This is a genomic window from Lysobacter tyrosinilyticus (assembly GCF_054779815.1).
In genome coordinates this window covers 642,187-657,954 of the sequence record NZ_BAAGXN010000001.1, presented here as the reverse complement: position 1 = coordinate 657,954, position 15,768 = coordinate 642,187, and the positions used below count along the sequence as shown (strand labels likewise).

Sequence of the window (15,768 nt, the reverse complement as noted above, 5' to 3'; positions counted from 1 at the left end):
CTGGACCTCGATCAATTCGGCTCGCGCTTGACGAAGCCTTCCAGCGACACCGTGTAGTCGCGACGCTCCGCGCGATAGCGGATGCAGTATTCGGTCGGATAGTAACCGCCCACCAGATAGCGCTGCGGCAGCTTGATCTTTCCGCACATGAACGGCTTCGACAGCAGGTAGTCGCGCGTGATCATCGGCTCCCAGAACGTCACCTTGCCGTCGTAGCTGCCGAACAGCCAGGTCTGGGTGAACGAGCCGTGGTGCGGATCCCACTCGTGCGACGTGACGTCGATGAGGTGGTTGCCCATGCGCGATTCCACCGCACCGACTTCCAGGAAATCCGGATGGATGTAGCCGGCCGGCACCGGCTTGCGGCCCTTGGCGAAGTCGTCGCAGTTCACCACCAGTCCGCACGGACCGACGCGGATCAGGTTCCGCTCGATGTAGCTCTGCGTGTAGAAGTGGAAGTCGAAGTGTGCCTTGTCGTACACGTGCTCCGGCTCGTGGCCGTGCGGATTCCAGTTGACCAGACCCCACTTGAACGGTGCAACGCGTTGCTGCATCGGCATTTCCAGCGCGCGCGCGTGGCCACCGGCGCATTCCTCATGCTCGCCGTGACCGCCCTCGACATTGATCTCGCCGTCGCCGTTGACGTCGAAACAGTTCAGGCCGTCGTTGCCCAGCGTCGGCAGGTTGTCGAGCATCGCCGCCGGGAATTCGAAGCCGATGGCCCACGGCACACCGGAAGGCGTCAGCTGCGCGTAGCTGGTGACGTAGCCGTTGCCCAACGCCAGGCGGTCACCGCGCACCGCACACGGGCCCAGATGACCACCGCGTGCGATCACATGGCGCGCAGATTTCGCCGGCACCAGCAGCGTCACCGAATGGTTGCCCGCGGTCTGACAGACATAGGTCTGCGCCTGACGAGCGAGGTAGGCCTCGAGACCTACCGTGGCTTCATGCGCCTGCGCCTTGCCCGCAAGCAACGCCAATGCGCCGGCCGCGATTGGCGCGATTACTGCCTTGATTCCCTGCATTACTGCTCGCTCCTTGCTTTGATGATTTGCGATCGAAACGGCCACGAAGCCGCTTCCGATACGGTGTGTTCATGCACGAACGCCCACGGCCACGATGCAGCCCGCGCTGTCTGATGAACTGTCTGGAAGGCCGCGGCGACAACTCGCCGCGCCCAGGAGAGGCGTTACGCCACTTGCCGCTGCTCGTCGCGGTTCGACAGATAGCGCCCCGGCGCAACGATCCCGTGTGGATCAAGCACATCCTTGATCCGCGCCAGCGTCGCGCCATACGCACTGTCGTTGCTCTGCTGGATCTCATCCATGTAGTCGACGCCGATCCGGTAGGGCGGCATACCCTGTTTGATGCTCTCGCGCACCAGTGCGCGATAGCAGGCCTTGGCGCGTGCGACCTGCTCCGCGTTGTCCTTGTCGAACAGCAGCGGAATCGTCGCCGAATGCACGCGCGGCGAGCGCGTGGTCACCGCGAGCAGCGGATCGAAGCCGTGTTCGGCCAACACGCGACTCGCCCATTCGACATACCCGCGCACGCCGGCGGAATGGATCTGCACCAGCGGCGCGAACCACAGGATGCCCTGGCCATCGCGGGCCGGATGGCGTTCGGCCGACATCACCGGCCCGCTGCGATCCAACGCATAGGCCATGCGCAGGAACGCGACGATCGGACGACCTTCGATGGTGCCGGCGGTATTCACCAGCGCACCAATGTTGCGACGAATCGCCGGGAACCAGCTCGCCGGCAGCAGCTTGGACAGGCGTGCGATGCGACGGATCATCGGCACCGAGAACGCCCACACCCGCGCCGCCGGCAGGCGACGACGCAGATCGCGCACCGCGCCAGCGACGAGCTTCTGCGAACCGTACAGCGTGCCGACCGAAGTCCAGGCCGCAATCTGGCGTTCGCGCACCAGCTGGGCGAGATAGCGAGTACGTTCCTCGCCCTTGCGTGCGTCGCCCAGCGGCGCGTCGGCATGGGTGGAGAGGATGCGCGGAGCATTCATCGAGATGATCCCGCCGATGCCAGGGATGTCTTCGATCAGGCGCGACAGTTCGGGTTGCGCGGCGACGAAGTCGGCTTCGCTGCGCCACTCCATCACCAGCACGCGCGAGGCTTCCGGCACGCGGGCGAGCTGGATCGTGGCGCGCGTGACGATGCCGAGATTGCCCTGGCGCAACAAGCTCTGGAACGAGGGGCCGATGCCATGGCGCCAGGCCTGCGCCATCGACTCGCAACCCAGTTCGCTGAAGCCGTGGCGGAACGGTTCGCCGTTGCCCCACAGCCCTTCGACGTCGGAGATCGCGTCGAAGTGATCCATGATCGGGGTGAGGCCGTAGCCGCCGTCGAGCGCATTGCCCAGCAGACTGCCGTTCGGGCCCAGGCCGGTGGTCGGTACCAGGTACGGCAGTTCGTGGCGATCGAGGAATTCGGCCAGATCGCCCTGGGTGACACCCGGTTCGATCGTGACCGAGTGCGAATCGGCGTTGAAGCTGATGCCCTTGAGCTGGGTTAGGTCGAGCACGTAGCAGTCGTGTTCGACCGGCAGCGAGGTGCCGTAGCCGAAATTGCGTCCGCCCGAAATCGGCCACAGCTTGTAACCGTTGCGATTGGCGCGATGCACGATGGTGGCGACGTCAGCCACCGAGTTGACGATGAAGGCACCGGCGAAGCGACGCGTCGCGGCGCCGGTGTCGATGCCATAGCGCGACAAAGCTTGCTCGCGCGACAGTTCGACAAAGGCAGAGCCATTGTTGTTGTCCATAACTTGTCCGTTTCAATCCATGAAAGCGGGCGCATCTTAGCTGTTGCCCGCGAATATGCAATGACAATTTTGACAGGTAGATTTTCGCTACGAAGGCGTATGGCGCACGCCCGCGTAGCGCGCGTGTTACGTCAAACGCTAAGCTCACCGGCCACGCTTCATCCACCCACCATCGAAGGAACGAAATGACCCGGCAGGACGCTTCCGCAGCCACGCTGCACTACATCTTTGATCCGTTTTGCGGCTGGTGTTACGCCGCCGCCCCGCTCATCGAAGCCGCGCGCACGGTGCCGAACCTCGCGGTGTCGTTGCATGCTGGCGGCATGATGGCGGGCGCGGCGCGACGTCGCGTCGATGCGCAATGGCGCGAATTCGTGCTGCCACACGACCATCGCATCGCTCAACTGAGCGGCCAACCGTTCGGCGAGGCCTACTTCGAGGGCTTGTTGCGAGACACCTCCGCGGTGCTCGATTCAGAGCCACCGATCCGCGCGATCCTCGCCGCCGAGGAACTCGCCGGGCGCGGCTTCGATCTGTTGCATGCGCTGCAGAAGGCGCACTACGTGCGCGGCCTGCGCATCGTCGAAACCGCGGTGCTGCAACTGGTGGCGACAGAGATCGGCCTGGACGCATCGGCCTTCGCGCAGGTACTCGCGCATGTCTCGCACGAACGCTTCCACGTACACATCACCCACAGTCGCAGCCTGCTCGCCAAGGTCGGCGGTCGCGGCTTTCCGACGATCGTGTTGCAACTGGAAGGAGAAGCACCGGCGGTGCTGGAACTCAGCAACTATCTCGGGCGCCCCCAGGCGCTCGTCGAGCACCTGAGCACCCGTGTGGCTGGCGCCGCCGCATCGAAGCCGGCAGCAGCGGCATTTGCGGCAAGCTGCGATGCGCAGGGCTGCGCAGTCGACGGCTGATGCGCGAAAAGCCCGGGATGGCGTGCGCCATCCCGGGAAACGCGATCACTTGCGGCAGACCTGCCCGGTGACCTTGGTGCGGAACACGCCGTTGACGGCACGACCTCCGGTGAACAGCTGACCGGTTGCGCCGGCGAACTCGCCGGTACCACTGACGATCTGCTGATAACCGACCACGCCGCCGCTCTGCGGCTTGCCCTCGCCGACGTTGTACACGCCGGTTTCGCGCACCGTCAGCGTTCCCTTGGCCGTGGCGTAGACGAACGGGCCGGTGTAGCTGATGAAATCCGCCGATGCGGCAGGACCGGCGTTGGAGCCATCGAGCGCGAATTCGGTGGTGCCGCTCCAGCGATCGCCATCGAATTGGCCGATCCAGCAGGACGCGCCCAACGTGCAGCCCGCGGTCGCGGGCACTTCGATCACATCGAAACGGACGTGCCTGCACTGGCCGGCGTGGGCGGTAGAGATGCCGCCGAGGGCGAGCAGAGCGGTAAGAATCGTACTGGCTTGCATGCGAGTATTGCTCCTTGATGATGGCGGCGTGCGGAAGCGCGCGCCGCGGCGTGGCAATCCGTGCACGTGGTGACGGAAGTTGCGACGACGGGATCGCCCGGAGACCCGGGCGAAAGGCGCGCACTATAGCCAAACATCAAGGCACGTGCGTGGCGGTGCTTCTGCATCTGCGCCTTGTCGAAGAGATGCATTCGATGGCGCAACCCCGCCCCTCACCCTGCGTTGCTGCGCAACGCGGTCCCTCTCCCCGCAAGCGGGGCGAGGGGCAAATCACAACGCGCTGAATTTGCTTGTCCTTCTCCCCGCACAGCGGGGAGAAGGTGCCCGAAGGGCGGATGAGGGGCGCCTTTCGTTCAATAGCGATCGTTGAAAGCGAAGATCGGCTTGCGCTCCTGCCAACGCCCGCCCGTGAAATCAGGAAACTCCAGGGTCTGGTAGCCGGAGGCGATCGATTGCTCCGAGAGCGGCGTGATCGCGCTCCAGGTCACCGCATCGAAGATGTCGATCGGCATCGGCTCGTCGCGCTTGAGCGCCTCGACGAACGCATGCAGCACGAACCAGTCCATCCCGCCGTGTCCGGCGCCCGCGGCCTTGTCCGCGTATTTGCGCCACAGCGGATGGTCGTACTCGTCCAGGTACGGTTGCGCCGGATCCCACGCGTGCGGCTTGCTGCGACCTTCGACGTGGATGCTCTGGTTGACGTCCATCCACAAGCCGTGGGTGCCCTGCACGCGGAATCCCAGTGAGTACGGACGCGGCAACGAGGTGTCGTGCTGCAGCAGGATGGTCTCGCCGTTCTCGCAACGCAGCGTGGTGGTGACCACGTCGCCCAGCTTGAACTGCACTTTCGCGCTGGGATGATCGGCACCACCCTTCGGGTGTCCGACGATGTAATCGTGCAATCCGCGTGTCTTGGTCGCGAACGAGTTGATATGGGTGAAGCGGTTGCCGCGATTGATGTTGGTGTACATCGCGGCCGGGCCGATACCGTGACTCGGATAGAGCTCGCCGTTGCGCTCGACCGAGTGCTCGGTGCGCCAGCGCGCCTCCGACCATCCGCGCGCACCGAACTCGGCGCCACTACCGTAGGGTTCATCCGGATTGCCCGAGTTGAACTTCACTCCACGCAGGTCGTGCTGATAACCCGCCTGAAGATGCATCAGTTCGCCGAACAGGCCGGCGCGCACCATCTGCAGGATCGCCATCACGTCGCGGCGGTAGCAAACGTTCTCCAGCAGCATGTACGGCGTACCGGTACGCAGCTGCGTGTTGAGCACATCCCAATGGTCCTGCAGGGTGATGCCGGCGACGACTTCGCAGCCGACCGCGATCTTCGCCTCCATCGCCGCGATCGCCTGCGGCGCGTGCAACTCCCATGGCGTGGCGATGATCACCGCATCCACGCCCTTGTGCGCGAGCAGCCGTTTCCAAGCATTGACGTCGCCGTCGCCGCCGTAGGTCGCCGGCTTCTTGCGACCGGCCTTGTCGATCATCGCCAACGCCTGGCCAAGCATGATCGGCTCGATATCGCACAAGGCGACGACATCGACATCGTCGCGTCCCAGCATTCCAGCCAGATGCGTCTGACCGCGCATACCGGTACCGATCAGGCCGATACGTAGCTTGTCGCGATGGCGTGCGGCGAACGCCGGCGCCATCGGCAGCAGGCTCGCCGCGCCTAGCGTGGCGCCGGTGATGATGAAATCTCTACGGTTCATTGCAATCTTTCCTCAGGAGTCGCAGCCGGATCTTCCTTGCTCGGCCGCTCGGGTCGTCGTCTCTCAGCATGGCGCTGCTGGCTGCCATGGGCTTTCGTTGTTCAGCACTTTCAAAAGAAGCCGCCGACAAAATCGGCGGCTTCCGGCCCACCATTACTCTGTTCACTGCTCGCGAGCGGGAACGCTCCACTGCTGGTTCGCCGACCCATTGCACGTGGCAATCGTAGTGCCGTTGCCACCGGCGGTCAGACACTTGCCCGACGAACGCTCGATCAGTTGCGTGCCATTGACCCGCCAGGTTCGACGCGAGCTCGTGCAGGAACCCGCTCGCACGGAACTTCCGCCGCTGACGATGGCGCAGCTGTAGTCCTTGGCTCGCAGCGTATCGTCATGCGAATAGACCCACTGCTGGTTATCGCCGCCATGACAGGGATACGAGATCACCTTGCCGTTGGCGACATCCAGGCAGTTGCCATTGCTGCCGGCGATCGTGCTCATGACGGAATTACCGATGGCATTGGTCTGCACGGCATAGCCGCCCGTCGTGGTCACGGTGCTGGAAGCCGGGCATTCCGGCTTGATATCCGTGCCGGTGATCCGCGCGACGCGGGAACCGTTGTTGCCGAGCGGTGCGTCGAAGCGTGCGCGTGAGAATGGCTCGCTCTCGCAGGATGAAGCGGCGTCGTTCCAACGGAAATACTCGGTCCAGCTGATCGATCCCGGCTTCATCGTGTCGCTGCCGACCTTGATGCTTCCGAGCTTGAACGAGGTGTGATCGGTCAGATTGGTGACGGTCATGCCCCACCAGCCGTTGCCTTCGGCCACGTAGTGGAACTCGTAGGTGTCGCCCTGCTTCCAGTCGCCCCAGCGACGACAGCTCATGCCCACACCTTCGCCACCGAACGGCTCGCACCAGCTGCCCGCGCCGGGCACGGCTTCGGTGACATCCCATACCGAGAACAGGAACATGCGCTGGGCGCCGCCATTGGTCTGCATGCCGGCATAGGCACCGACGCCATTGCTGAAGTCGACCTGGTTGGACCAGAACACCTGCGCAGCGTGACTGGGATCGCGCGTAACGGTCACCGAGTAAGCCACGTCGCTGAGGCCGGTGACGCCGTCGAAATTCCAGTACACATAACTGCCAGGCACATAGGTCGCGGCGGCGGTGAAGCTGGCCCCCAAGGCCAGCGCACCACACAACAACGAAGTGATTCCTTTGAACATCGACTTTCCGATCATTGCGGTTTCCTCCTTGTCTGGATACTGAAGTGGTTGCTTGCGGCAATGCGTGTTGCAACTCCATCAGCGCCTCGGTGCGGCTGTCTTTCTGTTTCGCCGCACCGCTTCGACTCGAGGCCCATCCGGCACGCCTCATCGAGGCGCCGCCGGCCGAGTCACCGCTGCGCTGCAGCGGTGATTGCGATCACCCGTGGGTGATGGCGCCGGCAGAACCGGCGCGATCCGGAACTAGAACTTGTAGTCCAGCGACACGCTGTAGATGCGGCCGTACAGGTTCGTGTAGTCGCTGATGTCGCCGAAGGAACTGTTCGGGTCGTAGAACGGCCTGCGGTCGAACAGGTTCTTGACGTTCAGGCCAACCCGCAGCTTCTCCGACGGCTGCCAGCTCACGCCCAGGTTGGCCGACCACCAGGACGGAACGCCGTCGCACTTGCTGGGCTGCAAATCCACGTAACCTGCAGTGCAGGAGTCCGCATTGTTGTCCTGCGCGTCGATCCGGTCCCAGGCCCACTTGGTCGAGCCGACATAGTTGATGAACGCACTGGTGGTCCAGTGGCCCAGGCTCCAGTCGGCGTTCAACGTGGCGCGCACCCTCGGCGTGCCGTAGTAGCCGACGGAATTGCCGTAGTACCAGCGCACCTCGTCATCGATGTAGTACTCGGCGCGGCGTGCGATCGTTGCCGCGAGGCCGACGTTCAGCCCACCCCAGCCGCCGAGCGAGAAGCGGCTGCGTGCATCCACGTCGAAGCCGTCGATCAGGGTACGTCCGCGGTTCTTGTATTGACCGACGACGCTCGACACGTTGCCCACGCTGTAGTTCGGCAGCGTGGTCGGACAGGTCACGCCGCTGGCCGGATCGGCGCACATCGCGGCGAGCGCAGCCAGGTTGGCGCGATCGGTGTCGCTGATCGGATTGCGCGTCATCGACGCGATGTCTTCCGGCTTGCTGAAGTCCGGCGCAGCGATCTGGTCGCGGCGGTAGATGAACCAGTAGTCAGCCGACACCGACAGCCACTGGGTCGGTTCGTACACGAAGCCCAGCGTGGAGATCTTGGCCTTTTCCGGCTTCAGATCCTTGTTCGGCTGGGTCATGCGGGCGACGGTGCGGCTGCAATCGGTGTTCAACAACGAATTACCCAGATCGACGTCCATAGCGCGGTTCGACTGCAGCAGCAGGTTGGCGATCGCGTTGGTTTCGTTGCAGCGGACCTCGTCCCGGTAACCGCCGAGCTGGGCGAAGACGCCACCGGTGCCGGATTCGGCGAGGCTCGGCGCGCGGAAGCCTTCCGAATAGGTGCCGCGCAGCAGCAATTGCGGCAGCACCTGGTACTTGACGCCGATCTTGGGCGCGAAGTTGGTGTCGAAGTTCGGATACTTGTCCAGGCGCAGCGCCGCATCGACCTCAAGCTTCTCGGTGATCGGCGCGACCGCTTCGGCGAACAGCGCGCTGGTGGTGCGCTTGCCGTCGAAGAACGAACCGCCCTGCTGGGTGATCTTGCCGTTGGCGGCGTCGTCGTTGCCCGGGGTGAAGAAGGTTTCGCGCGACAGGTTGAAGCCGAAGGCCGCGCGTACCTCGCCGGCCGGCAAGGTGTAGACCGGGCCTTCGATCTTGCCGTCCAGGGTATGCAGTCGGGTCCACGACTGGATATCGAAGGTCGGGTAGGCCTCGCGCAACAGCGCGGCGTTCGCGTCGCTGATCTCGCCGAACTTGTACGCCGGGTGGTCGGAGATGATCACGCGGCCGGTGCCCGGGTCGATGGTGAACGGGCCGAATGCCTTGGCGAAGCCGTCGAGGTTGACGTTGACGGTCTGGTAGGTGACCGAATGCGTGCCGGCGGTGGCGAACGCGGTTTCCCAATCCCAATCGCCGAAGCTGCCGCGCAGTCCGGCCAGCGCGCGATAGCTCTTGTCGGTATTGCGCTGACCGAAGTAATCGTCGCCCGCGTCCTGCAACAGGTATTGCATGCCGACTACGCCGCCCATCAACGCCTTCAGCGCGGGGCTTGCATGGTTGTAGTCGTTGTTCGGACCCAGGTACGGGTAGAAGAACTGATTGACGTTGGTGCCGGTGTTGCGCGAGAACCAGCTGCTCGGATTGCCGGTGGTGGTGCTGAAGGCGCGCGGCGTGCCGCCGTTGGCGCGCAGATCAATGTCGGTGTAAGTCGCTTCGGCGAAGGCTTCGGTGGTCTCGCCGATCAGGAAGTGACCGTTGACGTAGGCGGTGATGCGCTCGGATTCGGCGCCGCCATCGATCTCGTTGTTCAACCACGTCTGCCACACGCAGCGCGTACCTCCCGCCGCAGGGATCACGTTGTTGCAACCCGGCGCCGCTTCCTGGACACGCGCGCCGGTCGTCGGATCGAAGGCGAAATACGTGCCGGGGTTGAACACGCCCGGCGCACTGCCGGTGTTGAGGCGGAAATTGGTGATGTAGTTCGGATTGTTGACGTAGTACTGGTCCGGCTTCTTGTCGTACACGTCGCGCAGCGGGATCGGATCGCGCCGGTAGAGGTTGAGCGTGCCGTAGACGTTGTAGCGATCCTCGTCGAGATCGCCGAAGCCGCCGGTGATGCTGGCCTGGTGCTCGCCGTAGGAATCGATCCGCGACGACTTGTCGGTGGTCAGGTTGAGCTCGGCGCCCTTGAACGATCGCTTGGTGATCACGTTGATCACGCCGGCCACCGCATCGGAGCCGTAGACGGCCGAGGCGCCGTCGGTCAGCACTTCCATGCGCTCGATCGCGGCCGCAGGAATCGCGTCGATGTTGACGAACTGGGTCTGGAAGCCGGCTGGCGCGCCGTAATACGACAGACGGCGACCGTTCAAAAGCACCAGCGTGCCTTGCGCACCGAGGCCGCGCAGATTGGCCTGCGACGCGCCGTCGGAGCCGGTGAACAGCGACTTGGAGTCCACCTGCGCCGGACGCGCGGCGGGGAGGTTGTCGAGTACCTGGAGCAGCGTCCGGGCACCCATGTTCTCGATTTCCTGCTTGCTGATGATCTGCAGCGGCGAGGCGGTTTCGGCGTTGATGCGCTTGATGCTCGAGCCGGTGACTTCGACGCGTTCGAGTTCGGTCGGCTTGTCCTTGCTGTCGCTCTTGTCGCTATTGGCGGTCGCCTGCGCGGCGACTTCCGCTGTTTGCGCAGCGGCCGGGAAAGCGGCGGCCAATGCAGCACTGAGTGCCAAGGAGAGGGTGGTGGCAGGTATGGAGCGATGGCGGCGGCTTGCAGGCAACATCTTGATCTCCTGATTCGAACTGTCTGCAGCGCACGGCGCTGCACGGATGGATGGCTGGCGTGAGGCAACAACGGTCCTGGGCCGCGGCCGTCGGGCCGCAGTCGGAAGGGGAATGGGTGAAGCGCGGTTATGCGTTGGGAATGGCGGTCGCGCCCTCCTGTCCGATCAGAAACGCAGACAGGGAGTCGTCACCAATGGACGCGACGGTCGCTGCCTTAGACGCAAGAGCCGGCACTGTCCGGAGCCACCTATGGGTTTCCAAACTCTCCCCCAGCTCCCGCATTGGCGGGCATTCGAAACCATTGCGGCCGACTCTAGGCCAGCTTTTTTGAGAATGTCAATAAATTGAAAGTAAAAAGAAGGATTTGTCATCTAAATCGAAATTTTGTGCGGAGCAAAACTTACTATTTCGCGTGATTTTGAGCCTCCCAGCCGTGCGCTAAGCCGCCACGCCGGAACTCCCTGGGCCGCTTGCCGTCTTAATGACGCAATCAAAAACTTTCCTTTTGCTTTCGATGATTGACATTTCGAAAGAAAAATCTGATCGTGCGCTGGACCAACTGGAATCACGAATGGACGCCACCCCCCTCCCCGACCTGGCCGCATGGCAACAACGCGGCGGACGCGATACCGCCGAAGAGATCGCCCAACAGCCCACTCTGTGGGGCGAACTCGCGCATGCGCTCGAGCAGGCGCGCGAAGGCCTCGACGAATTTCTCGGCGAGTGGCTGCACCAACCCGATCACCGCGTCATCCTCACGGGCGCCGGCAGCTCCGGCTTCATCGCCGAAATGGTCGCGGACCAGATCAATGCGTTCTGGCCGGCGGAAGTACGCGCGATCCACACGACCACGCTGCTGACACATCCGGCGCTGTATCTCGAACGCGACCGCCCGACGCTGCTGGTGTCGTTCGCGCGCAGCGGTTCCAGCCCGGAAAGCGTGGCCGCCGTGGAACTGGTGCGCGCATCGGTCACCACCACGCGCTTCCTCGACATCACCTGCAACAACGACGGCGAACTCGCGCGCCGTGGTCATGGCCGCGCGGATACGTTCACCCTGCTGATGCCACCGGCCAGCTGCGACCGCGCCTTCGCGATGACGAGTAGCCTGACCTGCATGCAGTTGGCTGCGCTCGCCGCCTTCGACACCAGCGCATGGCCGCAGCGTCTGGAACGTCTGCGCACGCTCGCAACGCTCGCTCGCCAGGCACACACCCAGTGGCAGTCAGCCGTGGCGACGCTGGCGCAGCGCGCGTATTCGCGCGTGATCTACCTGGGCAGCGGTCCGCTCGAGGCGCTGGCGCGCGAGGCCGCGCTCAAGGTGCTGGAACTCACGGCTGGTCGTGTTCCGGCGCTGGCGAATACGCCACTGGGCTTCCGCCACGGTCCCAAGTCGTTGCTCGATACCGACACGCTCGTGGTGATGCTGCGCAGCGCGCAACCGCTCGCGCGGCTGTACGAACAGGACCTGCTGGAAGAATTGCGTCGCGACGGTGTTGCCGGCCAGGTGCTATCGGTAGGACCCCAAGCCGGTGACGACGCATCCGGCGACTTCACTTTGCCCGCACCGGAATTGCCCGATGCCTGGCTCGCGCCGGTGTGGCTGGTCATGCCCCAGCTCTATGCATTGAACCGCTCGGCGGCGCTCGGCCTTACGCCCGACAATCCGTTCCCCGACGGCACCGTCAATCGCGTCGTCAAAGGCGTGACCATCCATCGCCATGGCTGAGTCGGTCTGCTATGGCCTGGATATCGGCGGCACCAAGATCGAACTGGTGGCCTACGATGCCGCCATGCAGGAGCGACATCGGCGCCGCATCGACACGCCGACCCGCGATTACGCCGAGTTCCTGCGCACCGTCGCCGGACTGATCGAAGCCACGGATGCCGAACTGGGCAGCGTGTGTGCCGCCGTCGGCCTGGGCTTGCCCGGTGTGCGCGATCGCATCAGCGGTCGCCAGCTCAGCTCCAACGTGCCCGCGCTGACTGGACAGCAGGTCGTCGCGGATCTGCAGGCGCGATTGCAGCGTCCGCTGCACGTGGGCAACGACTGTCATTGCTTCGCTTTATCGGAAGCCAATGGCGGCGCCGCCGAAGGCTATCCGAGCATGTTCGGCGCCATCCTCGGCACCGGTGCCGGTGGTGGTTACTGCGTCGAAGGACGCCTGATCGCAGGCGGCAATGGGATTGCCGGCGAATGGGGCCACTGGACCGCACCGGCCACGCTGCTCGCACGTTATGCATTGCCGCTGCTCGACTGCGCCTGCGGGCTGCGGGGCTGCGTGGAGCGCTACGTGTCCGGCAGCGGGCTGGCACTGATTCATCAGCATCTGGACGGCGTGGCGATCGATGCCGGCGCGATCGTGACGCGCGCCGACGCCGGCGACACCATCGCGCGCCAGGCAATCGCGATCCATCGCGACCTGCTCGGCCACAGCCTCGCTAGCCTGGTGCTCGCACTGGATCCGCACGTCATCGTGCTCGGCGGCGGCCTGTCCAAGTGCGAACGACTCTATGACGACTTGCCTGCTGCCGTGGCCGCGCATCTGTTCGCTGGCGTGCGCGTACCGCCGATCCTGCCACCGAAGTTCGGCGATGCCGGCGGTGCGCGGGGCGCTGCATTGCTGGCACGCCAACACGCTGTGATTTCCTGATCCCTTTTCTGCCGGAGCCCTACGTGTCCGCCGTCCAATCGCTCATCGCCGCCCACCGTCATGGCGAGAATGTCGGCCTGTACAGCGTGTGCTGTAGCAACGACCAGGTGCTGCTCGCCGCCATGCAGGTGGCGAAGCACTACGACACCCCGCTGCTGATCGAAGCGACGTCGAATCAGGTCGACCAGTTCGGCGGCTACACCGGCATGACGCCCGCGCAGTTCCGCGACTATGTGCTGCAGCTGGCGCGCGCGCAGGACTTTCCGATCGAACGCCTGATCCTCGGCGGCGATCACCTAGGCCCCAACGCGTGGCAGAAGCTTCCCGCTGCGGAAGCCATGGTGCATGCGCGCGAGCTGATCCGGGCCTACGTCGCCGCCGGCTTCCACAAGATCCATCTCGACTGCAGCATGGCCTGCGCCGATGACCCCACGCCGCTGCCCGACGCGATCGTGGCCGCGCGTTCGGCCGAACTGGCGCGCATCGCCGAACGCACGGCGGACGAGGCCGGATTGCCGCCGCCGGTGTACGTGATCGGCACCGAAGTGCCGGTGCCCGGCGGCGAAGCCTCGCTGGCCGGCGGCCTCGCGGTGACGGATCCGAACGCCGCGGCAATAACGCTGGAGATCCATCGGCAAGCCTTCGCGACGCCCGACCTGCTGCCCGCATGGGAGCGAGTCATCGCGATGGTGGTGCAGCCCGGCGTCGACTTCGATCACAGCGACGTGCACCACTACGACCCGCAGGCCGCGGGCGCGTTGTCGGACTTCGTCGAGACGCAGCCGCGCATCGTGTTCGAGGCGCACTCCACCGACTACCAGCGCGAAGCCTCACTGCACGCGCTGGTGCGCGACCACTTCGCGATCCTCAAGGTCGGCCCGGCGGCTACGTTCGCCTATCGCGAAGCACTGTTTGCACTGGCGGCGATCGAAAGTGAGCTGCTGCCGGAAACGGCGCAATCGCACCTGCCCGAGGTGCTGGAGCGGTGCATGCTCGCGCGACCGAAGCACTGGCAGAACCACTACCACGGCGACGAGCAGCAACTGCGCCTGCTGCGCCGCTATGCGCTCAGCGATCGCTGTCGCTATTACTGGGGCGAGCCGGAAGTGCGCGGCGCGGTGACCCGGCTGCTCGACAATCTGCAGCGCCACGCCATCCCGCTGACGTTGCTGAGCCAGTTCCTGCCCGAGCAGCACGCCGCGATCGTCGAAGGCCGCCTGGAGCCGGAACCGCACGCACTGATCCAGCACCGGATCGCCGGCCGCCTGGCCGAGTACGCCCGCGCCTGCGCCCGCAACCAGGCTGGCGCGCGCAACGAAAACGCAAACTCGCAAGCACCGATTCTTTCGGAACGGTAAGCTTTCGCCCTCATCGAGCCCAAGAAGCAGCGCCATGCGAAACACTCGTCAACGCCGGCAACAGATCATGGAAATGCTGGTCCAGCACGGCAACGTGCAGGTGACCGAGCTGGTCGAGCGCTTCGGGGTCTCGGCGGTGACGATCCGGGCCGACCTCACCCATATCGAGTCGCAGGGCCTGGCCACGCGTAACCATGGCGGCGCCACCCTGATGCGCACGCCGCCGCAGGAACAGGCGATCCACGAAAAGGACGCGCTCAACCTCCCGCTCAAGGAACGGATCGGTGCGCGCGCGGCACAGCTGGTGAAGTCGGGCGAGAACATCATCATCGACTCGGGCTCGACCACGGTGATGCTGGCGCGGCATCTGCGCGATCACAACGATGTCACGGTGATGACCAACGGCCTCAACGTGGCCTGGGAACTGGCCAATGCGTCAGGCGTGCAGCTGCTGCTGACCGGCGGACGCCTGCAGAAGCATTCGCTGTCGCTGCACGGCGGCCAGGCCGCGGCGAGCCTGAGCAACTACAGCTTCGACACCCTGTTCCTGGGCGTGGACGGCCTCGACCTGCAGTTCGGCCTGACCACGCACCACGAGGCCGAAGCCAGCCTCAACCACCGCATGGTCGAACGTGCGCGTCGGATCGTGGTGCTAACCGACGCCTCGAAGTTCGGCCGCGTCAGCCTGCATCGCATCGCCAAGCTCGACGAGATCCACACGCTCATTACCGACGAAAGCATCAGCCCCGAATATCGCGAGGGACTGCAGCGGCTGGGGATTGAAGTGATCATCGCCTAGCCATCGGCTAGCGGATAGGCACTGCGCAGCAGCTGTTCGTTAAAGCAAAAATTGGCCACTCACTTAAAGAATAAATTGGCCGGCGCTGGAAGCGGCCTTCAAGCGCCCAAGAGGCTACGGCCCCGTGTTTCGCAGCCTCGGCAGCTCCGCCGTTGAGATGCGGCGCGAAACACTAAAAAAGAAAGCCCCGGACATCCGGGGCTCTCTTTGGCAGATCGACTACGTGCACAGACGATGTTGGTAGCGCCCACTCACCAGCGGATGCGCACACACACATTCGCCTGTCGCTGCTCGGAGTTGCTTCCTGCCAGGCGCTCGCCATAGGACAGCGAACCGAACAGGCTAACCGACTTGTTCAACCGCGCCTCCACACCCACGTCCAGCGTGGCGGTCAGGCCGAACTCGTGATTCGGGAAGGCCTGCGAACTTGAGTCCGGCAGCACGACGCAAGCACGGTGTCCGCTTCGGATCGAAGCGGAGGTTCGCGAACGCCTGAATTAAGCCGTCGTGCCGCAAAACGGCTTCGGCTTGAATGAACTGT

At 64.4% G+C, this 15,768-nt stretch carries 12 protein-coding genes; 5 read left to right on the top strand and 7 right to left on the bottom strand.

The window, feature by feature from the left end; genetic code table 11:
- Window positions 1-11: 11 nt before the first annotated feature.
- Both ACYVGK_RS02715 and ACYVGK_RS02710 read right to left on the bottom strand, forming a co-directional pair.
- Window positions 12-1,028, bottom strand: a complete 1,017-nt coding sequence (locus ACYVGK_RS02715) for a hypothetical protein (protein ID WP_460731683.1) — start codon at window positions 1,026-1,028, stop codon at window positions 12-14.
- Between the two features lie 164 nt (window positions 1,029-1,192).
- Window positions 1,193-2,785 (bottom strand): FAD-binding oxidoreductase, encoded by a 1,593-nt coding sequence (locus ACYVGK_RS02710; protein ID WP_460731682.1) that lies wholly within the window; start codon window positions 2,783-2,785, stop codon window positions 1,193-1,195.
- Between the two features lie 185 nt (window positions 2,786-2,970).
- On the opposite strand from ACYVGK_RS02710, the gene ACYVGK_RS02705 reads away from it, so the two are divergent.
- The gene (locus ACYVGK_RS02705) at window positions 2,971-3,705 is read left to right on the top strand and encodes a DsbA family protein (RefSeq protein WP_460731681.1); all 735 of its coding nucleotides are present in this window, start codon (window positions 2,971-2,973) and stop codon (window positions 3,703-3,705) included.
- A 45-nt stretch (window positions 3,706-3,750) separates the two neighbouring features.
- Here ACYVGK_RS02705 and ACYVGK_RS02700 read toward each other — a convergent pair whose 3' ends face one another.
- From ACYVGK_RS02700 to ACYVGK_RS02685, 4 genes are all read right to left on the bottom strand, one after another.
- Window positions 3,751-4,218 (bottom strand): hypothetical protein, encoded by a 468-nt coding sequence (locus ACYVGK_RS02700; protein ID WP_460731680.1) that lies wholly within the window; start codon window positions 4,216-4,218, stop codon window positions 3,751-3,753.
- Between the two features lie 353 nt (window positions 4,219-4,571).
- Window positions 4,572-5,936 (bottom strand): Gfo/Idh/MocA family protein, encoded by a 1,365-nt coding sequence (locus tag ACYVGK_RS02695; RefSeq protein WP_460731679.1) that lies wholly within the window; start codon window positions 5,934-5,936, stop codon window positions 4,572-4,574.
- Between the two features lie 162 nt (window positions 5,937-6,098).
- The gene (locus ACYVGK_RS02690; protein WP_460731678.1) at window positions 6,099-7,178 is read right to left on the bottom strand and encodes an RICIN domain-containing protein; all 1,080 of its coding nucleotides are present in this window, start codon (window positions 7,176-7,178) and stop codon (window positions 6,099-6,101) included.
- A 228-nt stretch (window positions 7,179-7,406) separates the two neighbouring features.
- Entirely contained in the window at window positions 7,407-10,415 is a 3,009-nt protein-coding gene (locus ACYVGK_RS02685) for a TonB-dependent receptor (protein WP_460731677.1), read from the bottom strand.
- 572 nt (window positions 10,416-10,987) lie between these two features.
- Here ACYVGK_RS02685 and ACYVGK_RS02680 point away from each other — a divergent pair.
- Genes ACYVGK_RS02680 through ACYVGK_RS02665 form a run of 4 tightly spaced genes read left to right on the top strand, consistent with a single transcriptional unit; the run spans window position 10,988 to window position 15,227 of the window.
- The gene (locus ACYVGK_RS02680) at window positions 10,988-12,145 is read left to right on the top strand and encodes an SIS domain-containing protein (protein WP_460731676.1); all 1,158 of its coding nucleotides are present in this window, start codon (window positions 10,988-10,990) and stop codon (window positions 12,143-12,145) included.
- The gene (locus ACYVGK_RS02675; protein WP_460731675.1) at window positions 12,138-13,070 is read left to right on the top strand and encodes an ROK family protein; all 933 of its coding nucleotides are present in this window, start codon (window positions 12,138-12,140) and stop codon (window positions 13,068-13,070) included. The genes ACYVGK_RS02680 and ACYVGK_RS02675 overlap by 8 nt, the downstream gene beginning before the upstream one ends.
- Before the next feature lie 23 nt (window positions 13,071-13,093).
- Entirely contained in the window at window positions 13,094-14,428 is a 1,335-nt protein-coding gene (locus tag ACYVGK_RS02670; RefSeq protein WP_460731674.1) for a D-tagatose-bisphosphate aldolase, class II, non-catalytic subunit, read from the top strand.
- A gap of 34 nt (window positions 14,429-14,462) precedes the next feature.
- Entirely contained in the window at window positions 14,463-15,227 is a 765-nt protein-coding gene (locus tag ACYVGK_RS02665) for a DeoR family transcriptional regulator (protein WP_460731673.1), read from the top strand.
- 251 nt (window positions 15,228-15,478) lie between these two features.
- Here ACYVGK_RS02665 and ACYVGK_RS02660 read toward each other — a convergent pair whose 3' ends face one another.
- Window positions 15,479-15,670 carry a hypothetical protein gene (locus ACYVGK_RS02660; RefSeq protein WP_460731672.1) on the bottom strand — a complete coding sequence of 64 codons (192 nt, stop codon included), beginning with the start codon at window positions 15,668-15,670 and terminating at the stop codon, window positions 15,479-15,481.
- Window positions 15,671-15,768: the final 98 nt, after the last annotated feature.

Excerpts from the sequence above, each read along its gene's own strand:
- ACYVGK_RS02715 (WP_460731683.1), bottom strand. The coding sequence starts at position 1,028 with ATGCAGGGAATCAAGGCAGTAATCGCGCCAATCGCGGCCGGCGCATTG.
- ACYVGK_RS02710 (WP_460731682.1), bottom strand. The coding sequence starts at position 2,785 with ATGGACAACAACAATGGCTCTGCCTTTGTCGAACTGTCGCGCGAGCAA.
- ACYVGK_RS02705 (WP_460731681.1), top strand. The coding sequence starts at position 2,971 with ATGACCCGGCAGGACGCTTCCGCAGCCACGCTGCACTACATCTTTGAT.
- ACYVGK_RS02700 (WP_460731680.1), bottom strand. The coding sequence starts at position 4,218 with ATGCAAGCCAGTACGATTCTTACCGCTCTGCTCGCCCTCGGCGGCATC.
- ACYVGK_RS02695 (WP_460731679.1), bottom strand. The coding sequence starts at position 5,936 with ATGAACCGTAGAGATTTCATCATCACCGGCGCCACGCTAGGCGCGGCG.
- ACYVGK_RS02690 (WP_460731678.1), bottom strand. The coding sequence starts at position 7,178 with ATGATCGGAAAGTCGATGTTCAAAGGAATCACTTCGTTGTTGTGTGGT.
- ACYVGK_RS02685 (WP_460731677.1), bottom strand. The coding sequence starts at position 10,415 with ATGTTGCCTGCAAGCCGCCGCCATCGCTCCATACCTGCCACCACCCTC.
- ACYVGK_RS02680 (WP_460731676.1), top strand. The coding sequence starts at position 10,988 with ATGGACGCCACCCCCCTCCCCGACCTGGCCGCATGGCAACAACGCGGC.
- ACYVGK_RS02675 (WP_460731675.1), top strand. The coding sequence starts at position 12,138 with ATGGCTGAGTCGGTCTGCTATGGCCTGGATATCGGCGGCACCAAGATC.
- ACYVGK_RS02665 (WP_460731673.1), top strand. The coding sequence starts at position 14,463 with ATGCGAAACACTCGTCAACGCCGGCAACAGATCATGGAAATGCTGGTC.